Genomic DNA, 24,827 nt, shown 5'->3' with positions numbered 1-24,827 from the left:
TTGTTTTACTACTCCGGCAATTCGACCAACCCGTCCACATCGGTCATCGCCCGCTCGAGCAAATCGGCTGGCAGGCTTTTGCTCGCCCTCGCCCCCAGCAACTTCAGTTGTTCACTGCGGCTGACCAGATTGCCGCGACCCTCTGTCAGCTTGTTGCGCGCCGAGCTGTAAGCCTTGTCCAGTTGCTGCAGGCGATTGCCGACCTCATCCAGATCCTGGATAAACAACACGAACTTGTCGTACAGCCACCCGGCCCGCTCGGCGATTTCCCGCGCATTCTGGCTCTGACGCTCCTGTTTCCACAGGCTGTCGATGACGCGCAGCGTCGCCAGCAAGGTGGTCGGGCTGACGATCACGATACTGCGGTCGAACGCCTCCTGAAACAGCGTCGGCTCAGCCTGCAGCGCCGCGGAAAAGGCCGCTTCGATCGGCACGAACAACAAGACAAAATCCAGGCTGTGCAGGCCGTCGAGGCGTTTGTAGTCCTTCCCGGCCAAACCTTTAACGTGATTGCGCAGGGACAGGACGTGTTGCTTGATGGCGATCTGGCCGATGGCCTCGTCTTCTGCGGCAACGTACTGCTGATACGCCGTGAGGCTGACCTTGGAGTCGACCACCACCTGCTTGTCGCCCGGCAGGTAAATGATGACGTCCGGCTGGAAGCGCTCGCCGTCCGGGCCCTTGAGATTGACCTGGGTCTGATACTCGCGCCCTTTTTCCAGCCCGGCATGTTCGAGCACTCGCTCGAGGATCAGTTCGCCCCAATTACCCTGGGTTTTCTGCCCTTTCAATGCGCGGGTCAGGTTGGTGGCTTCGTCACTCAGTCGCAGATTGAGTTGTTGCAGACGCTCCAGCTCCTTGGCCAGCGAGAAGCGCTCCCGGGCTTCCGCCTGGTAGCTCTCTTCGACGCGTTTTTCAAAGGACTGGATGCGCTCCTTCAGTGGGTCGAGCAATTGCCCCAGGCGCTGTTGACTGGTTTCGGCAAAACGCTGTTCACGCTCATCGAAGATTTTCCCCGCCAACTCGGCGAACTGCGCCCGAAGCTCGTCGCGCGAGCCTTGCAAGTCATTGAGGCGCTGCTGATGGCTTTCCTGCTGTTCGCGCAGCTCTGCGTTGAGCGAGGCGGCCAAGGCATCCAGACGACGCAGTTCGGCGTCCTTTCCGGCGCGTTCGATATTCCAGGCGTGAGCGGCATCGCGGGCATCGTCACGTTCGATCTGCAACAATTCGACTTCACGGCGCACGGCGGCAAGGTCGGCCTGCTTGGCGGAGTTGGCCTGGCCAAGATCCGCGATTTCATCGCGACAGGCTTCAAGTTGGGCGTTCAAGCCATCCTGAGCCAGATTTGCCGTGGACAGGCGCTCTTCCAGGAGCGCCACTTCTGCCTGTGCGGTGCCCGCTCGACGTTGCAGTTGCCAGGCCAACACCAGCAGCGGCAGTGCAGCGCCCGCCAGACCGAGCAATGCGCTGGTCAAGTCCATAGCCATAGCCATTCCTGCCATTGAAATAAAGCTTGAAGGTTAACCAAGGCGTCAGGTCTTGGACAGCTCAGTCTTCAATCAGCCCCAGTTCCTTTTGCGCGCGCAAATCCCCTGCACGCGCGGCTTGGCGCAACAGGTCCTGGCCAATCCGTCGATCCCGGGTATTACCACATTCCCGACACATCAGTTGACCGAGGCGGCTTTGCGCGGCCACGACGCCCTCACGCGCCGGTTGCTTGAGCAAACGCCCGGCAATGTGTTTGACGCTGGGGTTTTCGCCCAGGCGTGGGCTATCCAATAACCACTCGGCCACGCGCATCGAAAAGCGCTTGGGCGGGACAACAATGGAAGGTTTGGCGGGAGAGGAAATGGAATGTGAACGAAACTTCATAAAGCACTGTGGGGCAGATCGGAAGGCGCGCCACTCTACTCTTTTTTTCTTACAGGTAAAGTCGAAAAAATGCGGCACGCCCGTCCTAGAGCAAGCGCTGGGGACAATCCACAGAAGCTGTGGATAACTCAGTGGACAACCGCCCCTGAACTCTCGCAAAGCCCTATGGAATGGGGCTCGCAGTCAAACTGACGATTTTTTCACCAGTAAAAAAAAGCGATGTTTTTCATTGACTTAAATTTTGGTTACAGGCACCCACTGCGATTGAAGGCTGGATGACAGTGGAGTGACAGACTGCGCAACTTATGTGCACAAGTACCTTATTGACGGTTATATCAGTGCGCTCTTTCGGTACGTTTTGTCAGCGAAGTTGGGGATAAACTGTGACAACTCCATGACCAGGGCGGGTTCTGACTGGTTGGATTTCCACCGCCGCCGGTCGGATTGCGGGCTGTTTCAGCGCGTACCTGGGGGGTTATCAGCCCCGATCCAACGTCCTCCGGGAACGGGATTGAACGTCGCCCTCAATCTTTTTTGCCATCACACTTCCCTTCGCCCATTCAATCAGTTAGTATCCGCGGCGTTAGTACCAAGCTGAAAGTCAATTCTGGTCGAACAAATCCCCCGGACAGCCTTCTCAAACGAAGCCTCCACCGAACAAGCGGGATCGACCACCTCGATGGTTTCCAGGTAACTCTTGCGCCAACACAGCCTTTGAATCGTAAGCAAAGGGTGTTGCCAGGCTCATTTACTCTGACCGAACCAACCTGCAAATTGATCAGGATCTTCACCCCGGGCCCAGAACCTTTGCCCTTGATGTGTTGCCTGCCCTCCTAAGTACCTACCTGCCAGCCCAAGCGCGCCAATTTATCAGCGCTTCAAACTGGCTGCTTTGTTCCAGTCGGGTTCTTCGTTCGACCAATGGTGGTTGTCGTCACTGGAACGTTTTAATTTTGCACGGTTCTTATCCGTGTCGCTTGTAGGAACACCAATGACTATGTCTACTCAAATCCATACTCAGGATGCCATTCGCACCCTAACCAACGCTTTTGCACCAATGAACTGCCTGATCATGGCCGCTCGCAAAGGCTGCTTCAGCTTCACGCTGGTCAACGAACACGGCATCGCCCGTCATAGCGAACGCCTGTATCCGGATCAGTACTCCAGCGCCGAACCGCTGCAGGCTGTGATCGATCGTACCCGTCAGGCACTGGTTGCCTGAGGCGCCAGCAAGGCTGAAACACCAAAAGCCCCGCGCTCAAAACGCGGGGCTTTTTGTTGCTCGACATTTCACCTGGGGTGGATACCGGTTAAGCACTAACCGATATAACGGTTATAACTGGCAGCCGTAAATATTTTAAAAACAGGCCTTTACGTCGCGAATATGACACTACACTTCAACTCAAGCGGCTTGTTCCGCTTCCGGCGAGCCTGAGTCGATCCACCGCTGCCAAAGCCTTTCAGGTATCGCCGCCCATTTCGAGTTTCGAGGGTTTTATGGGTATCGCTGCCAGCGAACTGTGCCGCTATGTGATCCGCCCGACATTGATCTATCTTGGACGCCATAGCGCAATTGCCGAATCCCTGTTGGTGGGCATTGCCGCCAGCCAGTCAGCCCTTGGTTCCGCCCTGCACGACCGCCGTGGACACGGCCTCTACCGAATCGCCGAACCCCGCCATCAGGCACTCTGGGACCACTATCTGGCACTCGATCCCGAACGCGCCAGCCTGGTCCGGGGCCTGGCCAGCCAACATGCTTTTCTCAGCGGCCCGCACCTCGAATTGACCGTCAACTTGCGTTACGCCACAGCCATCGCCTGGCTGCTGGTCGAAGAACAGAACACTCCCCTCCCTGAAGCCGACGACCTCCTGGGAATGGCGCGAATCTGGCGCCAGACTTTCCAGCCCCAAGGACGCCTGAGAGACTTCACCTACGCCTGGCACACCTGTGTTTCACCGCTGAATCAGGTCGCCTGCTGATTTCCTGGATTCAAACATCGCACAACTGGTCGCGAATTTGGTCGGATTGTCCTACAAAACCGCTCTAAATCAAGCGATACAGCCTATGGCGCCCGGACGAAAATGTTGGTAATTTCCGCCCCGGTGATCTCCAGGAGTTCTAATAATGAAAAAAGTAATGCTCAAAACCACCATTAGCCTCGCCGTTGCCTTGGCATCCACCCAAATCTTCGCAAGCGGCTTTGCCCTCAACGAACAAAGCATCAGCGGAATGGGGACTGGTTTTGCCGGGCGCTCTTCTTCTGCCGAAGATGCAAGTACAGTTTTTGGCAACCCTGCCGGTATGGCCCGCCTCAAAGGCCAGCAAATCACCGGCGGTATCGCAGCGATCGACGCCTCGACCGATATCAGCGATACCAGTGGCCGTTCAAGCGGAACCAACAAAGGCGATATGGTTCCGTTCACTTCAGTACCGATGGGTTTCTATACAAATAAACTCAACGATGAATGGGCTGTCGGTTTTGGTGTCTACGCTCCGTTCGGGCTGATCACCAACTACGAAAACGGCTTTCAGGGCCGCGCTTTCGGCAGCAAGAGCGAAGTCAAAGTCGTCACTCTGCAACCAACCGTCAGTTACGCGTTCAACGACAAGGTCTCGATCGGTTTTGGTCCTACCATCAACCGGATTACCGGCACCCTGGAATCGGACATTGCGCTCCCAGTCCCACGGACTGGCGACAACAATGTGGAGATCAAGGGCGACGATACAGCCTTGGGCTGGAACGCCGGTATCCTGGTGCAAGCCACCGACACCACTCGCGTGGGCCTGACCTACCACTCGAAAGTGAACTACAAGCTCGACGGCCACACCGATGTGACTGCTGGCGCTGGCGTGCCACCTCAGCTGCTCAAATCCAACCGTTACGACGCCTCGCTGAAGCTCGAAACACCTGAGTCCTATGACCTTTCCGTGACTCAAGATTTGAACGATGCCTGGAAGCTCTATGCCGGTGCGACCTGGACCCGCTGGAGCCGCCTGAAAGACATCACGGTCAACAACGACGGCGTAACCGCACAAAGCGGCGGTGCCCTCGCCCCACAAATCGTTGGCACCATCAAGGAAGACCAGAACTGGCATGACACCTGGGCCTACGCCCTGGGTACTTCCTATCAGTTGAACAAGCAGTGGGTATTGCGTACCGGTCTCTCCTTTGACCAGTCGCCCACCAACAACACTGATCGTTCGCCGCGCATTCCTACCGGCGACCGGACGATTTTCAGCATCGGTGCAGGCTTCAGCCCAACCGACGACTGGACCATTGATGTGGCTTACTCCTACCTCAAGGAAGAATCTGTCACTGTCAAACGCGCTAACGCTTTGGGTCAGTCCTACAACGCCAAGTACGAAAACAGTGCAAACGGTTTCGGTGTCGGTGCAACCTACCGCTTCTGATGATTCACGGCGGGCCTGAACCGCTTGCCACCTGAATCAAAAAAGCCCCGCTCTCTTGCACAGAGGCGGGGCTTTTTAGTGGGCATCGATCAGGGAGCGGAAGCGGGAGGCGGCGAAGCCAGAGCCTTCTCCACTGCCGCGATGAAATCGGGATCATCGGGTTTGGTCAGGCTGGAGAAATTGGCGATCACCTTGCCCTGACGATCGACCACGTACTTGTAGAAATTCCACTTCGGCGCGCTGGACTGCTCGGCGAGCACCCGGAACAGGTGCGTCGCCTCATCACCGCGGACTTTCTGCGGCTCGGTCATGGTGAAGGTCACGCCGTAATTCACATAACAGACCTTGGCCGTCTCGGCACCGTCCTTTGACTCCTGTTTGAAGTCATTGGACGGCACACCGATCACCTCCAGCCCCTGATCCTTGTAACGCTGATTCAGTGCTTCAAGGCTTTTGAACTGCGGGGCGAAGCCACAAAAACTGGCGGTATTGACCACCACCAAAGGCTTGCCCGCGAAGCGCTGGCACAAGTCGATGGATTCCTTGGCGCGTAGTTTGGGCAGCGAACCTTCCAACAGCGTCGGGCATTCTGCGGCCTGAGCCAACCCGGTAAACGCGACCAGTAATGCAGGTGCCGCCAGCCAGCGCATCAACATGTCAGGGCTTCCTTATAAGTCGTCAGCTGTCGAAGTTACTCGCCCTCTTATCCTGCTAGCAAGCACCCATGCCCAACTGCATCAAGGCCAACCCACCCCGATGCCAGCCCCACCACGCCAGAGCCAGCAGCAAGGCACAAACGCCAAGAAGGGTAATGCGCGGCCAGAAGTTGTTCATGTCGCGCTCATTTGCGTTTGCAGGCGTGCCACCGGCGTTTCGCGCACCGGCCAGTTGAGGGCGGCGGCCATCAGGCTCAACAGAATCGCTACCTGCCAGATCAAGTCATAACTCCCGGTACGGTCGTAGACCACCCCGCCCAACCAGCCACCGAGGAACGAACCGAGCTGGTGAAACAGGAAGACAATCCCGCCGAGCATGGACAGGTTTCGTACGCCGAACAAGGTCGCTACCGTGCCATTGGTCAACGGCACCGTCGACAGCCACAGGAAACCCATGGCCATACCGAACAGATAAGCGGTAGTCGTGGTCACCGGCGCCCACAGGAACAACGCAATCACCACCGCCCGCAACAGGTAAAGCCCCGTGAGCAAACGCGGTTTGGACATGCGTCCACCGAGCCAGCCTGCGGTGTAGGTGCCGAAGATATTGAACAAACCAATCAGTGCCAGCACCGTGGTGCCGACCGTCGCCGGAAGGTGCTGATCCACCAGATACGCCGGCAAGTGCACGCCAATGAAGACCACCTGAAAACCGCAGACAAAAAAGCCGAACGCCAGCAGCCAGAAGCCCGAATGGGAACAGGCCTCACGCAGTGCCTCGGACAAGGTTTGCTCATGGCCAAGCACCGGCAAAGGCTTGTCCTTGAGCATGCTGACCAACGGCACGATCAAGGCCACCAGGCAGCCCAAAGCCAGCAGCGCCGCAGACCAGCCGAGCCAACCGATCAACCCGAGCGTGCCGGGCACCATGGCAAACTGACCAAAGGAACCGGCGGCGCTGGCGATCCCCATGCCCAGGCTGCGTTTCTCCGGCGGGACAGCACGCCCGACCACGCCGAGAATCACCGAAAACGAAGTGCCGGACAGACCGATACCGATCAACAGTCCGGCACTCAAGGACAGCGTGACGGCCGAATCCGACAGGCCCATGAACAACAGGCCCAGGGCGTACAGAACGCCGCCGATCAGCACCACTTTCGCCGCACCGAAGCGATCCGCCAGCGCGCCGGTGAATGGCTGCGCCAAGCCCCAGATCAGGTTTTGCAGGGCGATGGCGAAGGCAAAGACTTCACGCCCCCAGCCAAACTCGGCACTCATCGGCGCCAGAAACAGCCCGAAGCCGTGTCGCACGCCAAGAGACAACGCAAGGATCAGCGCACTCCCCAATAAAACCCAACCACAGGTACGCCACATCGATGTCATTATTATTCTCCAATCGCGGGTATATACCCGCTTAAGTTCTGGAAAACCGGCATCAAGCCAGTTCGTCCAGCAATTTCAACAACGTTTCCCGCTTCTCGGCGCCCAAGCGATCAACCAATCGCTGCTGTGCCGCTTCCCAGGCCGGCAGGGCTGCTTTCAAGCGCTCGGCACCGGCGTCGGTCAGGCGCACGATACGGTTACGCATGTCTTCGCCCTCGACCAGCATCACCAGGCCCTCGCCTTCCAGGACGCGCAAATTGCGCCCCAGGGTGCTGCGATCCAGTCCCATGGCCTCGGCCAGGGTGGAAATACTCGGTTGATCCAGACGCTGCAGATTGCACAGCAAAGAATACTGCGCAACGTTGATCCCGAAACCGTCGAGAGCGCCGTCGTAATGCCTGCTGACGCCACGGGCGGCGCGACGCAGGTTGATGCATAAACATTGGGATTCGAGCATGGTGCGTGTATATACCCGTGGTTAAGTGAAAGCAAATTTTTTGTTACATGCAACCCGTAAGAGCAACCCTGCTCGCGCAGCCTTATATCAAGGCCAGCCCGACCAGCATCGCAACTTCCAGCAATTCCAGCAACGCCCCGGCCGTATCGCCCGTCGTCCCGCCTAATCGCCGCAACATGACCTGTCGCAACCACGCGAACAGCACGACTGCCAGCACCACGGCAAAAAAACCACTCAAGCCAGCAATCAGCATGCAGGCCAAGCCACTGACCGCCAACACCTGCTTGCCCGCCGAGCGCGGCAGATGATCGGCCAGCGCCTGACCCAGGCCACCGGCACGCACATAGGGCGTGGTCAGGAATAAACCCAGCAACGCACTGCGCCCGAGCAACGGCACGATGATCAGCGCGACGGCGTGTTGCTGTTCGATCAAGGCCAGCAGCGCGGCGAATTTCAGCAGCAGCACCAACACCAGCGTGACCACCGCAATCGGTCCGCTGCGCGGGTCTTTCATGATGGCCAATGTGCGTTCACGGTCGCCGAAGCCACCGAGCCACGCATCGGCGCTGTCGGCCAGGCCGTCCAGGTGCAATGCGCCGCTGAGCAACACCCAAACGGTGAGCAGGAGTACCGCGTGCAGCAGCAGCGGCGCGCCGAGCATCAGCCAGTTGAGCGCCCATAGAATCCCGCCGAACAACAAGCCCACCAGCGGATAGAACAGCAGCGACCGCCCCAGCTCCTGCGGTGCCGGCATGCCCGGCAGACGGACCGGCAGGCTGCTGAGAAACTGTAAGGCGATCCAGAACGGCAGCATGGTCAGACCGCTTCCCTTAACAATCCGTCGGACTCGACCGACAGCGAAAACAGTGCGCCATGACCGACTTCGACGTTGAGCAACTGCTCACGCGGCAAGCCGCGCGCCTGCGCCAGCAACAAGCGCATGACCCCGCCATGACTGACGAGCAATACCCGCTCGCCCGCGTAGGCAGCATGCAAACGCGCCACCGCCGCCAGCACCCGCGCTGCGAACGCCGCGACGGGCTCGCCCTGAGGCGGCGTGAACGAATAAGGATCGGCCCAGAACAACCCGAGGGAATCGGCATCGGTTTCCATCAGCGCCGCAGCGCTCTGCCCCTCCCAGGCGCCGAAATGCAGTTCTTTCAGGTCGGCCTGCAACTCGACCGGCAAGCCCAATCGCCCTGCCAGTTCTTCCGCGAACCGCGCACAACGCTGCAGGGGCGAACTGACCAGACGATCCCAAGGCCCTTGCGCCAGCACCGCCTCGCGCATTTGCTGCCAGCCTTTTTCGGTCAACGCATCATCGAGGCTGCCACGCAAGCCGCCACCGAGCTCGGTTTCGCCATGACGCAGCATATCCAGACGCAACGTCATGCCGGACGATCCGCCACCGCTGCCTCGGCGAACGTCGCCATTTGCCCATGCAGGTCGCAGGCCAGACGCAGCAATGGCACGGCCAGCGCAGCGCCGCTGCCTTCGCCCAGACGCAAGCCGAGGTCGAGCAAGGGTTCGGCGCTCAGGGTTTCCAGCACATGGCGGTGCCCTGGCTCGGCACCGCGATGGCCGAACAACAGCCACTGTCGGCACTCGGGATTCAAGCGCACCGCGACCAGCGCCGCGACGCTGCAAATGAAACCGTCCACCAGCACCGCAATGCCTTCCTGGGCGCAGGCCAGGTAAGCCCCCACCAGTGCCGAAATTTCAAAACCACCGAGGTTCAACAGGGTCTGCAACGCATCACCACGCTGAGCGCCGTGAAGGGCCAACGCGCGTTCGATCACCTGAGCCTTACGGCTGACACCTGCTGCGTTCAACCCGGTGCCTGGTCCGGCCAGATGCACCACCGGGCACTCCAGCAATGCGCACGCCAGGGCGCTGGCCGCCGTGGTGTTGCCAATGCCCATTTCGCCACCGATGAATAGCTGAGCGCCCGACGCGCGCGCGCGCTGCACACTGTCGCGACCGGCCTGGAGAGCACGCTCACCTTGCGCCGGTGTCATCGCCGGACCTTGCATGAAATTCGCCGTCCCCGGACCGATGTTCAGATGACGCACACCCGGCAGGTTCAATGCCGGCGTTACCGTGCCCAGGTCCACCACTTCGAGGCACGCACCCAACTGCCGCGCCAGCACGCTGATCGCTGCACCGCCGGTGACGAAGTTATGCAGCATCTGCCCGGTGACTTCCTGGGGATATGCCGACACGCCTTCAGCCACCACGCCATGGTCACCGGCAAAAATCGCGATCCACAGTTGATCCAGGCTTGGCTTGATCTGCCCTTGCAAGCCCGCCAATTGCACCGCCACCGCTTCGAGCTGACCGAGCGAGCCGGCCGGCTTGGTCAGTTGCTGTTGCCGGGCTTGCGCCTGCTCGAGCACATCGAGGTCGATCGGTTTGCACGGGTTCAGCCACCAGGATTGGGTCATAACGCAGTACCTTTCAAAGTCAGGGGCAGGCCGGCGACGGTCAGGATGACTCGCTGACAACGCTCGGCCAGAGCTTGATGCAGCCAACCGGCTTCATCGACATAACGGCGAGTCAATTCGCCCAGCGGCACGACACCCATTCCGGTTTCGTTGCTGACAAAAATGATTTCACCCGGCAGCGACGCCAGGCACTCCAGCAGGGCATCGCGCTCGGCGCTCAGGCGTTGCGCATCGTCGAGCATCAGCAGATTGGTCAGCCACAGGGTCAGGCAATCCACCAACAGGCAGCGTTCGGCACTGGCGGTTTCGCGCAGGACGCGGGCCAATTCCAGCGGCTCTTCGATCAACGCCCATTCGGCCGGACGACGGGCACGGTGATGGGCGACCCGCTGGCTCATTTCACCGTCCAGCGGCTGGCTGGTGGCGATGTAGGTCACTTGCAGCTGGCAGTCTGAGGCGAGTTTTTCGGCCAGACGGCTTTTGCCGGAGCGGGCGCCGCCGAGGATCAGTTGGAGCATGTTCATAACCTTTTATTTGGCGGTGTAGCGACAGGCCTCATCGCGGGCAAGCCCGCCCCTACAATTGACCGCGTTTTAATGCGGGAGCGAGCCTGCTCGCGATGGGGCCTGTGCAGTCACTTCAAATCCCACAGAGTTCACGCAGCAGCCCGGTATCCAGATGCATCTCCACCAGATCCGCCAGCCGCTCGATATCGCGCTCGCGCAATCCGTGGTAATCCACGTCCTGCACAGCCTGCAAGCCCGCCCAACGCAACAGGGCGCTGCACGCTGCCGGGGATTCGAACAGACCGTGCAGATAGGTGCCGAAAATCTGCCCATCGACACTTTGCGCACCGTCACAGCGTCCGTCATCGAGCAGTACGGCGGCGTTTTCCAGCGCCGGCCCGGTGGTGACGCCGGCATGGATTTCATAGCCGCTGACTTCAGCATTCTCCAGCGCCAGACGCCCGCGCACATTGCGCAGCTGCTTGTGTTCTTCGAGTCGGGTTTCAAACGCCAGCACCCCCAGCCCGGCGCTGGACCCCGGAACGCCTTCCAGGCCCAGCGGATCGTGCACCTGCTCGCCGAGCATTTGCAGACCGCCGCAGATGCCCAGCACTTTGCCGCCGTAGCGCAGGTGTCGCGAGATCGCGGTTTCCCAACCGTTGGCGCGCAGATACGCCAGGTCGTTGCGCACGCTTTTCGAGCCGGGAAGGATGATCAGATCGGCTGGCGGAATCGCCTGGCCGGGACCGATGAATTGCAGGTCCACTTGCGGGTGCAGGCGCAACGGGTCGAAATCGGTGTGGTTGCTGATGCGCGGCAGCACCGGCACCACCACTTTCAAAACCTGATCGGCCTTGTCGGTCTGGCGCTGATCGATGCCATCCTCGGCCTCCAGGTGCAGATCCAGTACGTACGGCAGCACGCCGATCACTGGCTTGCCGGTGCGCTGTTCCAGCCAATCGAGGCCGGGTTGCAGCAAGGCGATATCGCCGCGAAAGCGATTGATGATGAAGCCCTTGACTCGCGCCTGCTCGCTGGGCGACAGCAGCTCCAGCGTCCCCACCAGATGCGCGAACACCCCGCCACGATTGATGTCGGCGATCAGCAGCACCGGGCAATCCACCGCCTCGGCGAAGCCCATGTTGGCGATGTCCCCGGCACGCAGGTTGATCTCCGCTGGCGACCCCGCACCTTCGACCATCACCACCGGATACGCCGCACTCAACCGCGCGTGGGAAGCCAGCACCGCTTGCATGGCGATGGCTTTGTAGTCGTGATAGGCGACGGCGTTCATGGTCGTGACGGCGCGACCATGGATGATCACCTGAGCGCCGGTATCGTTGTTGGGCTTGAGCAGCACCGGGTTCATATCGGTGTGCGGTTCGAGGTAAGCGGCCTGTGCCTGCACGGCTTGCGCGCGACCGATTTCGCCACCGTCGGCCGTCACGGCGCTGTTGAGCGCCATGTTCTGCGGCTTGAACGGCACCACGCTGACGCCCTGACGCGTAACCCAACGACACAACGCCGTCACCAGTGTGCTTTTACCGGCATCGGATGTGGTGCCCTGCACCATCAACGTTGTCATTGGCCTTCCTTGGCAAAGGCCGCGAATGCTGCGGCAAGACGCACCCAGTCGGCTTCATCGGCAGGCAACCCGAAGCGCAGACTGCTGTTGTGCGTGAACAACCGCAGCAAAATGCCGCGCCGGGCCATGAACTCATGCAGTTCTTCGGCGCGATCGGTGATCAACCACTGGAACAATGCGCAGCCGCCGTCAGGCTTGAAACCGTGCTGCTCCAGGAGCGCCGCCAGACGTTCACTGGCCACTTCCGCGCGCACGCGTTGCGATGCGTGCTCTTCGACATCACGCAGGCAGGCCTGGCCCACCACCCGGGTCGGACCGCTGACGGCCCATGGCCCCACTTGTTCGGCGAGCAACTTGAGCAACTTGCGCTCGGCCAGGACAAATCCCAGCCGCACCCCGGCCAGACCAAAGAACTTGCCGAACGAGCGCAGCACGATCAGGCCGACCAGATGGGAGAACGGCGCCAGGCTCTGCTGCGGTGTGTTGTCCATGAATGCTTCGTCCACCACCAGCCAGCCACCGCGCTGGGCCAGCCGTGAATGCCAGTCGAGCAGGCGAGCGGGGGGCAGGCTCAAGCCGGTGGGATTATTCGGGTTGACCACCACCAACACATCCAGGCTGTCGACAAAAAAATCGACTTCCTGCTCAAGCACCTCACGCACGATGTAGCCATTGCGGCGCCACGCTTCGGCATGTTCGGCATAACACGGCGACAGCACGCCCACCTTCCCCGCCCGACGCAGACGCGGCAGTAACTGGATGGCCATCTGCGACCCCGCCACCGGCAATACCTGCAGGGTGCCGTAGTAATCGCAGGCGGCCTGTTCCAGCCCGTCATCGTTTTCCGGCAGCCGCGCCCAGGCCCGCAGCGGGATATCCGGAACGGGAAACGGCCAGGGCGCGAGGCCGCTGGACAGGTCAAGCCAATCGGCTTCCTCGATGCCGTATTCGAGCGCTGCCTTGCGCAACCGTCCACCGTGCTCAAGCATAAAATTCAGCCCCCAGGCAGAGAATCAGCAGCCATAACCATACCCCGCGCTGGACCAGTTGCCAGCCACGATCAATGGCGTCGGCATCCGCTGGCACGCCTTCACCCAGTTGCGGACGTTGATGCAGTTCACCGTGATAGATCGCCGCCCCACCCAATTCGACGCCCAGCGCACCGGCGCCCGCAGCCATCACCGGGCCGGCGTTCGGGCTGTCCCAGGTCGGGCCCTGGGTCCGCCAGCATTTCAAGGCCAGTCGGGTCTTGCCCAGCAAGGCGTAGGTCAATGCCACCAAACGCGCGGGAATGTAATTGAGCACATCATCGATCCTGGCTGCCGCCCAGCCGAAACGCTCGAAGCGTTCATTGCGATAGCCCCACATGGCATCCAGCGTGTTGCTCAAACGGTAGAGCACCACGCCTGGCGCACCGGCCACGGCAAACCAGAACAGCGCGGCAAACACGGCGTCACTGCCGTTTTCCAGTACCGACTCGGTGGCGGCACGGGCCACTTCGGTTTTATCCAGTTCGCTGGTCTTGCGGCTGACCAGGTAACTGACGCGCGTACGCGCCTCCTCCAGATCATCGCTGCGCAAAGCCCTGGCCACGGGTTCGACGTGTTCGCCCAGGCTGCGCATGCCGAGGGCGCAGTACAACGCAAGAATCTCGACCATCCAGCCCACATAAGGCGCCCAGGAAAATGCCGTGGCCAACAAGGTCAGCGGCAACACCGCAATCACCCACGCGGTGACCCCGTGACTGCGCCAGCCGCGACCACCCGCGTTGAAACGTTGCTCGATACGCTCGGCAAACCGGCCGAACGCCACCAGCGGATGCCAGCGTTTGGGTTCACCCAGCAGCGCATCCAGCGCCACGGCGGCGACACTCAACAACGCCACACTCATTGGCGCACTCCCCAATAATTTTCATACAACAATTCACTTAGCGGACGCGCCTGCGCCCAGCCTTCAAGGACCAACATCGGTGCCGGGTAGAATTCCTTGACCGGTCCCAGGCACAAAATGGCCAATGGTTTGGCACCGGGCGGCAAGCCGAGCAAATCGGCCAGGGCTTGCGGTTCGAACAGCGAGACCCAGCCCATGCCCAAGCCTTCGGCCCGGGACGCCAGCCACAGGTTCTGGATCGCGCAGGACAACGAGGCCATGTCCATTTCCGGCAAGGTGCGACGACCGAAAATATGCCGCTCGCGATCGTCCATCAGCGCCGCCACCAACACCTCGGCGCAATCATTGATGCCTTCGACCTTGAGCTGCATGAATTCGTCGGTGCGTTCGCCGAGGGCTTCGGCGGTGCGAATGCGCTCTTGCTCCACCAGTTCCCGGATCTGGCCGCGCAGGGTTTGGTCGCTGATGCGGATGAACCGCCAGGGCTGCATCAAGCCGACACTTGGCGCCTGGTGCGCGGCTTCGAGCAACCGCCGCAGCAATTCAGGCTCAACCGTGCCACCACTGAAGTGACGCATGTCGCGACGTTCGCCGATGGCCCGGTAGACCGCCGCGCGTTCGGCTTCGGTGAATGCGTTGTCGGTCATGGCCTCTTCGCTGGCAAGCCAGCGCCTACAGGGTTCAGGTGATCAACTGCAGGAGCCGGCTTGCCGGCGAAGGCGTCCTCAAGATCGGGTGCAAACAATGCGGCTACAGCGGTCGGATTGGACGGAAAATAGAAATGCACATAAGAAGCTGTCATCCGCCCCTCACGATAAACCGCCTCCGCCCCGCGACCGCCATTGGGGCTCAAGCCACGGGCAATCGGCACGAGCCCGGTGGTGGTCAGCGAATGATGATAGGTATGCCCACGCAGGGAACCTTCCGGCAATTCGACAGCCTGCAGCGCCAGCGCTGCCAGACGCTTTTGCATCACCGCATCCCCGGCCAGCAGGCCGACCAATTCTGCACGCGTACCTTCGACATCGGTGAGCGAATCGAGCAAATACAACATGCCGCCACATTCGGCGAGCAAGGGTTTGCCCGCCTCGTGGTGCGCGCGGATCGCGTTCAGCATCGAGGTGTTTTGCGACAACGCCACATGATGCAATTCCGGGTAGCCGCCCGGCAGATAGAGGCTGTCTGCCTCGGGTAGACGACTGTCACGCATCGGTGAAAAGAACGACAACTCGGCGCCCATGGCCCGCAGCAAATCCAGGCTGGCGCCATAGGTAAAGGCAAAGGCTTCATCACGGGCCACGGCAATGCGCACACCCGCCAGTAGTGGTTCGGCAGCGATCACATCCGGGGCAGCGAATTCCACGGCCGGCGGAAGCGCCACCTCGCAACTGCTGGCCAGGGCTTCGGCCGCCGCATCGAGGCGCAGATCGAGATCGTTCAACTCACTGGCCTGCACCAGGCCAAGGTGACGACTCGGCAATTCGATAGCGGTTTCGCGGGACAACGCGCCATACCAACGCAGGCCTTCGGTCAGGCTGCCTTCAAGCAACTGCGCGTGACGCAGGGTGCCCACGCGGTTGGCCAGGACACCGGCAAACGGCAAGTCGGGTTGATAGCGCGCCAGCCCCAGGGCCAGGGCACCAAAGGTCTGCGCCATGGCGGTGCCGTCGATCACACCCAGCACCGGCACACCGAAGTGCCGCGCCAGGTCGGCACTGGACGGCGTGCCATCGAACAGCCCCATGACACCTTCGATGAGGATAAGGTCCGCTTCGCCTGCGGCCTCCCACAACAGACGCCGACTCTCCTGCTCGCCGACCATCCACATGTCCAGTTGATACACCGGCGCACCGCTGGCGCGCTCCAGAATCATCGGATCGAGAAAGTCCGGGCCACATTTGAACACACGAACCTTGCGTCCCTGATTGCGATGCAAACGGGCCAGCGCGGCGGTGACGGTGGTCTTGCCCTGACCGGAGGCCGGCGCGGCAATCAGTACCGCCGGGCATTGACGAGGGCTATTCATACCGCGCGACTCACAACTCGACGCCTTTCTGCGCCTTGATACCGGCCTGGAAGGCGTGCTTGATCATGCCCATTTCAGTGACGGTGTCGGCCAACTCGATCATCTCAGGCTTGGCGCCACGACCGGTGACCACCACGTGCTGCATTGGCGGGCGAGCCTGCAAGTCACTGAGCACCCGATCCAGATCGAGGTAACCGTGCTTGAGGGCGATGTTCAACTCATCCAGCACCACCAGACCGATGGACGGATCTCTAAGCAGTTCACGGGACACGTCCCACGCGGCTTCGGCGGCGGCGATGTCGCGCTGGCGATCCTGGGTTTCCCAGGTAAAACCTTCGCCCATCACATGAAAACGAACCTGTTCCGGGAAGCGCCGGAAGAACAGCTCTTCACCCGTGCTGTTGCGCCCCTTGATGAACTGCACCACACCGCACTGCATGCCGTGGCCCATCGAGCGGGCCAGCATGCCGAACGCCGAGCTGCTCTTGCCCTTGCCGTTGCCGGTCAGCACCAGCAGCAGGCCGCATTCGTTCGGGGAGTTGGCGATGCGTTCATCGATTACGGCTTTTTTGCGCAACATGCGCGCCAGATGACGTTCGTCACGATCAGGGGTATCAGTCATGGGAGAGCTCTCCGTTGAGGCAGGATAACGGCGGGCAGGCACAAGAACAGACGGCAAGAAGCCTGGCATCGCCCACCGTGATGCCGCTGAATGGATCAGGCCGGTCTCCGGGCTCATGAGCGGCGTTGGCCTGGCTGCGCGCCTTCCCGCATCAATGACGACGCAGTGGCTCAAGGCGCAGCTTTCACTCATTTACCGTTGCGGGGGCAGCGCCGGGATCGAAGGCCTTCACGCATTGAAGGACCTGCTCACCGGCTTCCCTGTTTCACTCTGTCGACCCAAGTCACAGAGCACCTGAAACAAGCCGCGAAGGTTAGAGGGTTGGGGGTGGAGCGTCAATTGAAGACGGGGGACGCGAGCGAATAACTGCCGTTGATCAATAAACTGACGCCAATCTTGTGCCACACTTCAAGCAATGATATCAAAGAGCCACAACCCCACATCACAATAACAAGGGTGAGCCCCATGCAAGGCATGACCATCAGCAATCCGCAACTGGAATTCCTGCGCCCGGTGCTGGAGCGCTGGTTTGACTGTATCGACCGCTACAACGCCGTACGCGGCGATAACGAAACGCCTTACTGGCTCGACGAAAAAGCCAATCTCGGCCTGCTTTCCGCCGCTGCCTGGATGGCCGAAATGGTCACCCTGCAACAATCGCCCACCCGCAAGCAAATCGATGAAGGCGAACGCAACGGTCGTGCCGACCTGTTTATCGCCACACCCGAAGCACGCGCCTGGATTCAAGCCACACAACGCTGGCCACGGGTGAACAGCCTGAACCTGACCCAGGCCCTGCTCGATATCACCAGCGAGGCCAAACGCATCAGTTACGCCAGCGACCTGAGACTCGGCTGCCTGTTTGTGGCACCGCAGAAAACCCAGCATGGTGCCACCCCGGAAGAATTGCAGGACATGGTCGACGACCTGCAAAAGGAGCACTCCTGCGCCGTCGCCTGGTATTTCCCCTACGCCTACCGCAAGTTGCACAACGAAGGGGGTCACTATCATCCCGGCATTGCCGTGCTGTTCAAGGAAGCTCGCGGCTAACGGTTGAACCATCGCGCAACGTAACTTCTCTACTGACCAGGTCACTGCATTCATAGGGAAGATCAGTAAGCGCAAGCCCCAACTCGTACTCGCTATCGCGCTCGCCGGAGGACTCGCCGCTTGCGGTGACACCTCCAGCCTGCAAGTCTCCGACGGCACCGGCCCGTCACCCAAACTGCCAGAACCCGACAAGACGCTGATTCCGACGGTCAACATTACCCCGGCGATCGGCTGGCCGGAGGGCGCCAAACCCGTCGCCGCTGCCGGCACCCAAGTGGCCGCGTTCGCCGAGAACCTCGACCATCCGCGCTGGCTCTACGTGCTGCCCAATGGCGACGTGCTGGTGGCCGAAACCAATGCACCGCTCAAACCCGATGACGGGACAGGCATACGCGGCTGGGTCATGAAGAAAGTCATGGGGCGCGCCGGTGCGGGCGTGCCGAGCCCCAATCGCATCACCCTGCTGCGCGACCAGGACCACGACGGCATCGCGGAAACCCGCACGGTGTTTCTGGAAAACCTGAACTCGCCCTTCGGCATGGCGCTGGTCGGCAATGACCTGTACATCGCCGACACCGATCGATTGCTGCGCTTTCACTATGAAAACGGCGATACAGCGATCAAGTCGCAACCGATCAAAGTACTCGACCTGCCCGGCGGCACACTGAATCACCACTGGACCAAGAATGTCATCGCCAGCAAGGACGGCAGCAAGCTGTACGTGACGGTGGGCTCGAACAGCAACGTTGCCGAAAACGGCCTGGACAAGGAAGAAGGCCGTGCGGCGATCTGGGAAGTGGACCGCGCCACCGGCAATCACCGGATCTTTGCCTCGGGCTTGCGCAACCCCAATGGCCTGTCCTGGGAGCCGCACAGCGGCGCCCTGTGGACGGCGGTCAATGAGCGCGATGAAATCGGCAGCGATCTGGTACCGGACTACATCACCTCGGTCAAGGATGGCGCGTTCTATGGCTGGCCTTTCAGCTATTACGGCCAGCATGTCGACGTTCGCGTCGAGCCGCAAAACCCGGGCCTGGTGGCCAAGGCGATCGCGCCGGACTATGCGGTCGGCCCGCACACCGCATCCCTGGGACTGACGTTTGCCGAAGGCAGCCGGTTGCCGGCGCCATTCACCCAGGGCGCCTTCATCGGCCAGCACGGCTCATGGAACCGCAAGCCGCACAGTGGCTACAAAGTGATATTCGTGCCGTTCGACGCCGGCAAACCAAGCGGGCAACCGGTGGATGTGCTCACGGGTTTTCTCAATGACCAAGAAAAAGCCATGGGCCGGCCAGTGGGCGTGGTGATAGATCAGCAAGGCGCCTTGTTGGTGGCGGACGATGTAGGGAACAAGGTTTGGCGGGTTTCAGCAGCTAAATAATTACACATCAAACCTGTGGGAGCGGGCTTGCCCGCGATGAGGCCGACACATGCAACATGGAGGTTGCTTGAACTGCCGCCATCGCGGGCAAGCCCGCTTCCACAAGGATCACCGTTTGCGGCAGAGCGTGAGCCCATCGCCCAACGGCAACATCGACAGGTCCACGCGCGAGTCATCCTTCAAGGCACGGTTGAGCGCCTGGATGGCTCGGGTGTCTGCACTCTGCGGATGCTCTTCCAGTACCCGACCGCTCCACAGTGTGTTATCGAACACCGCCAATCCACCCACCCGCAGCAGCCGCAGCGCGTGTTCAAGGTAGGTGGGATAATTGGCCTTGTCGGCGTCGATGAAGACCAGATCGAATTGCCCGCCCTGCCCTTGCCTCTCCAGTTCGGCGAGGGTCTCCAGCGCGGGCGCCAGACGCAGATCAATACGCTCGGCCAGGCCGGCCTCCCGCCAGTAACGACGTGCGGTGGCATTGTAGTCGCCGGGAATATCGCAGCAGATCATCGAGCCGTCATCGGGCAGTGCCGCAGCCATGCACAGCGCGCTGTACCCCGTGAACGTTCCGATTTCCAGCAGACGTCGCGCGCCGGTCAGCTTCACCAGCAATGCAAGAAACTGCCCCTGCTCCGGCGCCACCTGCCAGCGCGCCATGGGCAACGCCTGGGTTTCGTCGCGCAAGCGCTTGAGCAGCGGCGTTTCGCGCAGGGACACATCAAGCAGATAGTGATAGAGCGAGTCGTCAAGATTGAGCGTGCGAGCGGTCATGACAGCACCCTCTGGCTGTTACGGGTTGCGCGCCAGGTGTTCCGGTTGCAGGACGCGCTTGGCGCTCAGGTAGGCTTTCTGCCAATACGCCTTGGACAAGCTGTCGAGCTTCACCGTGCCGCCGGTGGCAGGCGCGTGGACGAAGCGACCTTCGCCAACGTAGATGCCTGCATGACTGACCTGCGAACCGCCATTGGTGGCGAAGAAGATCAGGTCACCCGTCTGCAGGCCTTCCTTGCCCACATTGGCCGCTTGCATGGAGATCATTTCGCGAGTGGTGCGTGGCAGCGAGATACCGGTGACATCACGGTACACGTAACCGATCAGCCCACTGCAATCGAACCCGGAATCCGGTGTATTGCCACCCCAGCGATACGGCGTACCCACCAGGCCCAACGCGCGAAACAGTACGTCTTCCGCTTCAGGCGAAAAGGCCTGGGACGAACCGAAAACGAGAGGAGTGCGAGCCACCGGCGCAGGCGGCGGTGTGCGGCTGGCGCAAGCGCTGAGCAGCGCTGCGAAAAGCATGATTGCGAGGCGGGCCGACGTCGACATAAGCAGAGCATCCTGATCTGGCTGCGGCGTTTTTCTGCTGGGGGTGCAGAAAAGAAAACCGCCTGCGCGTTACGCAGGCGGTTTGCCATCATTCATAGACCAGATTCTAGCGCTTATGCGGCAAACTTCAAGTAAGACTTTAAGTTCGCCTTACAAAATGTCCGCTTAATTGCGTGCGGTCACGATCGGAGCCGCGTTTGGCGCCATCGCGAGAGCTCGCTTGGCTTCGATGAAGGTCTTGCTCCAGTAGCTGTCGCCCAGGCTATCAATCCGGACACCACCGCTTTTGCGGCTGCTGGAGTGGATGAACTGGTTGTCACCCAGGTAGATCCCGGCGTGACTGACACGACCGCGACGACCGTTGGTGGCGAAGAACAGCAGATCGCCAGGCTTGAGCTTGCTGCGAGACACCAGTGGCGCATCCACGTTGATCATTTCGCGAGTGGAGCGTGGCAGGTTCATGCCGGCTTGCTCACGGAACAGATAGCCGATGAACCCACTGCAATCGAAACCGGCTTCAGAAGTGCCGCCGAAACGGTAACGGGTACCGATCAGGGACATGCCGCGTTCGAGGATGCTGTCCGCCAGCGCCGGAAGTTGATACGACTTGCCATCGGCGAAGTCAGCCAGCTCTTTTTCAGTGGCCTTCTCTTCCTGGTAAAAAGCGTCCTGGTAACGAGCGGACGACTGTGCGGTAACAGAATTTTTAACCTGTTGCTGCTGCTCTTGCTGGGACACTGGAGAGTGAGCAGCGCAACCGAATAACAGGGTGACGAGTGCGAGAGGCACGAGGGGTGCGAAGCGCTTTAGCATGGGCACGACCGTGGCTGATAGTTGTAAAGAAGTCGAGACTATGCCCGCTATCATCCTCATTTGCAAATTCAATCGAACTTTTTGTGACTTATCGGTTTCTTGCCAACATCTAAGCGCTTAGGCCCATATTGAACACTTGCGCAGCCTGCAGCCTTGCAGGAAAGCGTATTTCCTGGCGCCTGAAATATGCCGAAAGCCCCGCCGGCCTTGGCATTCCCGGTTTTTTTCTACCAGCCGAGCGTCTCTTTCAGGAAGGGAATAGTCAGCTTGCGCTGTGCTTGAAGGGAGGCCTGATCGAGCCGTTCGAGCAACTCGAAAAGCGCACTCATGCTGCGGGTTCCACGGGTCAAAATAAAGTGCCCGACCTCGTCGGTCAGATGCAGTCCTCGCCGCGAGGCGCGAAGTTGCAGGGCACGCAATTTGTCTTCGTCCGAAAGCGGACGCATCTGGAAGATCAGCGCCAGGGTCAGGCGGGATTTGAGGTCCGCCAGCTTCACCGGCAGCTCACGCGGGGAAGTCGATGCGGCAATCAACAGTCGTCGGCCACTGTCGCGCAGGCGATTGAACAGATGGAACAGCGCTTCTTCCCAGTCGGCCTTGCCGGCCACCGCTTGAAGATCATCCAGGCAGACCAGTTCGTACTGTTCAAGGTTGTCGAGAATTTCGATACCGCGGTCCAGCAATTCGGCCAACGGCAAATACACCGCCGGCTCGCCCAACTGCTCGAAGCGCAGGCAGGCCGCCTGCAACAGATGCGTGCGCCCTACCCCGTCCTTGCCCCATAGGTAAATCAGGCTTTCGGTCCAGCCGGCGTCGGCTTCGCATAGACGCTCGACATAGCCGAGTGCAGCGGCATTGGCGCCTGGGTAGTAGTTGATAAAGGTGGCGTCATCACGCAGACGCACACCTAGGGGCAGCTGAATCGGTTTCATGCTGACTGAACAGTTCCAAAGGAACCGTTAGTGGCCTCTGTGTAAAGTTTGCGAAGTTTATACCCGTGACGCCGACCGCACAATGCGACAGACCACAAGCAAAATCAAAGGTTTGCGTTGGCGCCCTGGTTTTATGGCAGTTTCTTTGGCGGAGCCGGCGATAACCCGGCTTCGAGCCGGGCTACCCATGGCAAGGCCTAGAGTTCAGGTTCGTCAACACCCGAGTACATATCAGAATCCTTATACAAATCATGCACATGGCGCACCAGCACCATAATCACCGCCGCGACCGGCAGCGCTAGCAAAACGCCAGTAAACCCGAACAACTCACCACCGGCCAGAATGGCGAAAATCACCGCCACCGGGTGCAGGCCAATCCGGTCTCCCACCAGCAATGGCGTCAGCACCATGCCTTCGAGCACTTGCCCCACCATGAACACCGCGACGATGCCGACCATGGGATACAGATCGCCACCAAACTGAAACAGGCCCGCTATCAAGGCGGCGCCAATACCAATGACGAAACCCATGTACGGCACGATGGCCGCCAGACCGGCAATCAGGCCGATCAACAGCCCCAACTCCAGCCCCACCAGCATCAGGCCCGCGGCATAGATCACACCCAACGCCACCATCACCAGCAACTGGCCACGGACAAACGCTCCCAGCACCTCATGGCATTCACCGGCCAGCGACACCACGCGCTCTTCACGGTCACGCGGCAGCAGGCTGCGGATCTTGGCCATCATCAGGTCCCAGTCCCGCAGCAGGTAAAAACTCACGACCGGAATCAACACCAGGTTGGCCAACCAGCCAATCAACGCCAGGCCGGAAGCTGTCGCCTGACTCAGTACCACCCCGACGATATCGGTGGTCTGGCCCATGTGTTCGCTGATCGCAGCCTTGAGCTTGTCGAATTTCCAGAACCCCTCCGACAACCCGAACTTCGATTGCGCCCACGGCAATGCAGTGTGCTGCAGCCAATCGAGCATCTGTGGCGCCAGCTCATATAACCGGAACAACTGCTTGGCGAGCATCGGGACCAGCACCAGCAGCAACGCGGTGAAGATCAAGGTGAAGAGCGCGAACACCGCGACCACACCCAAGGTCCGAGACAACCCGGCCTTTTCCAGCCGATCCACCAACGGATCGAACAGATAGGCCAGCAGCAACGCCACCAGGAACGGCGTAAGGATCGGATGCAACAGCCAGACAAACGCGCAGAGCAGGACCACTCCACCCAACCAGAACCAACGCCGCGTATCGGCCATGAACCACTCCATTGCTTCTATATAAAGAAAGATAATCTACCAGCGGAAATGCAATTGCGGCGTCGCAACCGGAGATGGCGCAGCAGCCGGGGTCGAACCGTCCGCTACGGGCTGGACAGGTGGTGCCGGTGCCGGGGTTGGCGCCGCGGCCACCTCCTGCAACTTCGCCAGTGACAACTGCGCCCGCAGTTGATCGGTACTGCCATTGACCCGATACAGAATCCGGTCACCGTCGACACTTTGCGGACGCCCGCCAAAGGGTTCCAGTAAACGTCCGAGCGTCGCGTAGCGCTCAAGGTTCATGCCTTGCACTTCCAGCAACTGCTGCGTCGAAGCCCCCGGCCTGGCGACGAATCGTGGCGCCAGACGCTCATTGACCGCGAGCATCACTGCGTCCGCCACGGCAGCCTGATCGGCCCCCTGCACACTGCCGGCTTCTTTCTGATCACCCAGCCATAAGTGCCATTTGGCCTGCCATTGACCGCCCTCTTCGCGGGCATGCACGGCCAGCACGGCGTCGGCGTTGTAACGTTCCGAGGCGGCGCGCAACGCTGCCGGATCGGAACTTTCCAGATTCGGCGCCGTGGCGACGACTTGCTCACCCAGGTCCGCAAGCGGCAGGCGCAACGGCAAACCACGGTGCTGTGCTGCCCGGCGCAACGGCGTCGCACTGGCCTGGCCATCACCCACCAGGCTTGATCCCTCCGCAGAATCGTTCAACCACCAGCCGAGGATCGACGGCCGATTGGCGCCCCACATGGCCAACCCGGCGCGACGTAACGCCTGCTCGGTGGTTGTCGGGTCGAAATCGACCTTCAACACTTCCGGCGGTCCTGCGTCAAAGCCGTACTGACTGATGATTTGCTGCGGATCTTTGCGAATCGCCGCCAACCCCGGACTCTGAGCTGCCTTGGGGTCACCGGTCAGGCGCAATACCAGGGTGTCCAGCGCGCGCTGAGTCGCTTGATCACGCTCCTCCTGCGTCTGGCTGCTGACGGGCTCGCGCACTTGATAGAGGCCTTTGACGGTTTCGGCATGACTGACCAGACTGGTCAGGGATAAACAGCCCACAAACAAGAATTTGGAAAAACGCATGGAAGATTCCTGGCGACAAGAGCGGCTGGAACAGGCCGCATGAAGACGATCGAGCAAGGCTGTGACCATCGCCCGGCGCAAAACATTCACACGTCCCGAGTAAGTT

The 24,827-nt window shown here is 60.5% G+C and carries 27 protein-coding genes and 1 riboswitch; of the genes, 5 read left to right on the top strand and 22 right to left on the bottom strand.

Features of this window, described 5'->3' with window-relative positions; genetic code table 11:
* Positions 1-8 precede the first annotated feature (8 nt).
* Together ACX3YF_RS15930 and ACX3YF_RS15925 are read right to left on the bottom strand one after the other, a co-directional pair.
* On the bottom strand, positions 9-1,487 hold the full coding sequence (locus ACX3YF_RS15930) for a DNA recombination protein RmuC (RefSeq protein ID WP_458973908.1): 1,479 nt from the start codon (positions 1,485-1,487) through the stop codon (positions 9-11).
* 61 nt (positions 1,488-1,548) lie between these two features.
* Positions 1,549-1,872, bottom strand: a complete 324-nt coding sequence (locus tag ACX3YF_RS15925) for an SEL1-like repeat protein (protein WP_130203712.1) — start codon at positions 1,870-1,872, stop codon at positions 1,549-1,551.
* Positions 1,873-2,869: 997 nt separating this feature from the next.
* On the opposite strand from ACX3YF_RS15925, the gene ACX3YF_RS15920 reads away from it, so the two are divergent.
* The 3 genes from ACX3YF_RS15920 to ACX3YF_RS15910 all read left to right on the top strand — a co-directional run bounded on the left by ACX3YF_RS15920 (position 2,870) and on the right by ACX3YF_RS15910 (position 5,284).
* Positions 2,870-3,094, top strand: a complete 225-nt coding sequence (locus ACX3YF_RS15920) for a hypothetical protein (protein ID WP_003214941.1) — start codon at positions 2,870-2,872, stop codon at positions 3,092-3,094.
* A gap of 275 nt (positions 3,095-3,369) precedes the next feature.
* Complete coding sequence (locus tag ACX3YF_RS15915) at positions 3,370-3,852, top strand: hypothetical protein (RefSeq protein WP_130203713.1); 483 nt, start codon at positions 3,370-3,372, stop codon at positions 3,850-3,852.
* 145 nt (positions 3,853-3,997) lie between these two features.
* Positions 3,998-5,284 (top strand): OmpP1/FadL family transporter, encoded by a 1,287-nt coding sequence (locus tag ACX3YF_RS15910; protein ID WP_130203714.1) that lies wholly within the window; start codon positions 3,998-4,000, stop codon positions 5,282-5,284.
* An 89-nt stretch (positions 5,285-5,373) separates the two neighbouring features.
* Here the strand turns inward: ACX3YF_RS15910 and ACX3YF_RS15905 are convergent, their stop codons facing one another.
* The 14 genes from ACX3YF_RS15905 to cobO form a co-directional block, all read right to left on the bottom strand.
* The gene (locus ACX3YF_RS15905) at positions 5,374-5,940 is read right to left on the bottom strand and encodes a glutathione peroxidase (protein ID WP_130203715.1); all 567 of its coding nucleotides are present in this window, start codon (positions 5,938-5,940) and stop codon (positions 5,374-5,376) included.
* A gap of 55 nt (positions 5,941-5,995) precedes the next feature.
* The gene (locus ACX3YF_RS15900) at positions 5,996-6,118 is read right to left on the bottom strand and encodes a hypothetical protein (RefSeq protein ID WP_256590086.1); all 123 of its coding nucleotides are present in this window, start codon (positions 6,116-6,118) and stop codon (positions 5,996-5,998) included.
* The gene (locus tag ACX3YF_RS15895) at positions 6,115-7,323 is read right to left on the bottom strand and encodes an MFS transporter (protein ID WP_047531793.1); all 1,209 of its coding nucleotides are present in this window, start codon (positions 7,321-7,323) and stop codon (positions 6,115-6,117) included. Before ACX3YF_RS15895 ends, ACX3YF_RS15900 begins: the two co-directional genes overlap by 4 nt.
* Before the next feature lie 52 nt (positions 7,324-7,375).
* Positions 7,376-7,780, bottom strand: coding sequence for a MarR family winged helix-turn-helix transcriptional regulator (locus ACX3YF_RS15890; RefSeq protein WP_130203716.1), 405 nt, complete (start codon positions 7,778-7,780; stop codon positions 7,376-7,378).
* A gap of 82 nt (positions 7,781-7,862) precedes the next feature.
* Positions 7,863-8,594, bottom strand: coding sequence for an adenosylcobinamide-GDP ribazoletransferase (locus ACX3YF_RS15885; RefSeq protein WP_458973907.1), 732 nt, complete (start codon positions 8,592-8,594; stop codon positions 7,863-7,865).
* 2 nt (positions 8,595-8,596) lie between these two features.
* Positions 8,597-9,172, bottom strand: a complete 576-nt coding sequence (cobC, locus tag ACX3YF_RS15880; RefSeq protein ID WP_130203718.1) for an alpha-ribazole phosphatase family protein — start codon at positions 9,170-9,172, stop codon at positions 8,597-8,599.
* Positions 9,169-10,224, bottom strand: coding sequence for a nicotinate-nucleotide--dimethylbenzimidazole phosphoribosyltransferase (gene cobT / locus ACX3YF_RS15875; protein ID WP_458973906.1), 1,056 nt, complete (start codon positions 10,222-10,224; stop codon positions 9,169-9,171). The genes cobC and cobT overlap by 4 nt, the downstream gene beginning before the upstream one ends.
* A complete protein-coding gene (gene cobU / locus ACX3YF_RS15870; RefSeq protein ID WP_130203720.1) occupies positions 10,221-10,742 on the bottom strand; it encodes a bifunctional adenosylcobinamide kinase/adenosylcobinamide-phosphate guanylyltransferase in 522 nt (173 codons plus the stop codon). Before cobU ends, cobT begins: the two co-directional genes overlap by 4 nt.
* 121 nt (positions 10,743-10,863) lie before the next feature.
* Positions 10,864-12,315, bottom strand: a complete 1,452-nt coding sequence (locus ACX3YF_RS15865; protein WP_458973905.1) for a cobyric acid synthase — start codon at positions 12,313-12,315, stop codon at positions 10,864-10,866.
* Positions 12,312-13,304, bottom strand: a complete 993-nt coding sequence (cobD, locus tag ACX3YF_RS15860) for a threonine-phosphate decarboxylase CobD (RefSeq protein WP_448647291.1) — start codon at positions 13,302-13,304, stop codon at positions 12,312-12,314. Before cobD ends, ACX3YF_RS15865 begins: the two co-directional genes overlap by 4 nt.
* A complete protein-coding gene (gene cbiB, locus ACX3YF_RS15855) occupies positions 13,297-14,205 on the bottom strand; it encodes an adenosylcobinamide-phosphate synthase CbiB (protein WP_458973904.1) in 909 nt (302 codons plus the stop codon). Before cbiB ends, cobD begins: the two co-directional genes overlap by 8 nt.
* On the bottom strand, positions 14,202-14,852 hold the full coding sequence (gene bluB, locus ACX3YF_RS15850) for a 5,6-dimethylbenzimidazole synthase (protein ID WP_130203724.1): 651 nt from the start codon (positions 14,850-14,852) through the stop codon (positions 14,202-14,204). The genes cbiB and bluB overlap by 4 nt, the downstream gene beginning before the upstream one ends.
* A complete protein-coding gene (locus ACX3YF_RS15845) occupies positions 14,849-16,231 on the bottom strand; it encodes a cobyrinate a,c-diamide synthase (protein WP_130203725.1) in 1,383 nt (460 codons plus the stop codon). The genes bluB and ACX3YF_RS15845 overlap by 4 nt, the downstream gene beginning before the upstream one ends.
* 10 nt (positions 16,232-16,241) lie before the next feature.
* Positions 16,242-16,853 carry a cob(I)yrinic acid a,c-diamide adenosyltransferase gene (cobO, locus tag ACX3YF_RS15840; protein WP_288098495.1) on the bottom strand — a complete coding sequence of 204 codons (612 nt, stop codon included), beginning with the start codon at positions 16,851-16,853 and terminating at the stop codon, positions 16,242-16,244.
* An 81-nt stretch (positions 16,854-16,934) separates the two neighbouring features.
* Positions 16,935-17,166, bottom strand: a riboswitch (cobalamin riboswitch).
* Between the two features lie 152 nt (positions 17,167-17,318).
* On the opposite strand from cobO, the gene ACX3YF_RS15835 reads away from it, so the two are divergent.
* Positions 17,319-17,903, top strand: coding sequence for a hypothetical protein (locus ACX3YF_RS15835; protein WP_130203727.1), 585 nt, complete (start codon positions 17,319-17,321; stop codon positions 17,901-17,903).
* Between the two features lie 61 nt (positions 17,904-17,964).
* Complete coding sequence (locus tag ACX3YF_RS15830; RefSeq protein ID WP_458974842.1) at positions 17,965-19,284, top strand: PQQ-dependent sugar dehydrogenase; 1,320 nt, start codon at positions 17,965-17,967, stop codon at positions 19,282-19,284.
* Between the two features lie 108 nt (positions 19,285-19,392).
* Here ACX3YF_RS15830 and ACX3YF_RS15825 read toward each other — a convergent pair whose 3' ends face one another.
* From ACX3YF_RS15825 to ACX3YF_RS15800, 6 genes are all read right to left on the bottom strand, one after another.
* Positions 19,393-20,055 (bottom strand): class I SAM-dependent methyltransferase, encoded by a 663-nt coding sequence (locus ACX3YF_RS15825; protein WP_458973903.1) that lies wholly within the window; start codon positions 20,053-20,055, stop codon positions 19,393-19,395.
* An 18-nt stretch (positions 20,056-20,073) separates the two neighbouring features.
* Positions 20,074-20,610 carry a C40 family peptidase gene (locus ACX3YF_RS15820; protein WP_047531832.1) on the bottom strand — a complete coding sequence of 179 codons (537 nt, stop codon included), beginning with the start codon at positions 20,608-20,610 and terminating at the stop codon, positions 20,074-20,076.
* A gap of 165 nt (positions 20,611-20,775) precedes the next feature.
* Positions 20,776-21,423, bottom strand: a complete 648-nt coding sequence (locus ACX3YF_RS15815) for a C40 family peptidase (RefSeq protein WP_130203731.1) — start codon at positions 21,421-21,423, stop codon at positions 20,776-20,778.
* A 227-nt stretch (positions 21,424-21,650) separates the two neighbouring features.
* Entirely contained in the window at positions 21,651-22,355 is a 705-nt protein-coding gene (hda, locus tag ACX3YF_RS15810; RefSeq protein ID WP_007898944.1) for a DnaA regulatory inactivator Hda, read from the bottom strand.
* Positions 22,356-22,552: 197 nt separating this feature from the next.
* Positions 22,553-23,626 (bottom strand): AI-2E family transporter, encoded by a 1,074-nt coding sequence (locus ACX3YF_RS15805; protein WP_458973902.1) that lies wholly within the window; start codon positions 23,624-23,626, stop codon positions 22,553-22,555.
* A gap of 36 nt (positions 23,627-23,662) precedes the next feature.
* On the bottom strand, positions 23,663-24,721 hold the full coding sequence (locus tag ACX3YF_RS15800) for a DUF2066 domain-containing protein (protein ID WP_130203733.1): 1,059 nt from the start codon (positions 24,719-24,721) through the stop codon (positions 23,663-23,665).
* Positions 24,722-24,827: the final 106 nt, after the last annotated feature.

Source organism: Pseudomonas fluorescens group sp. PF-69, assembly GCF_054481235.1.
The sequence above is the reverse complement of the archived record's forward strand: the minus strand, read 5'-3'. Positions and strand labels throughout refer to the sequence as shown.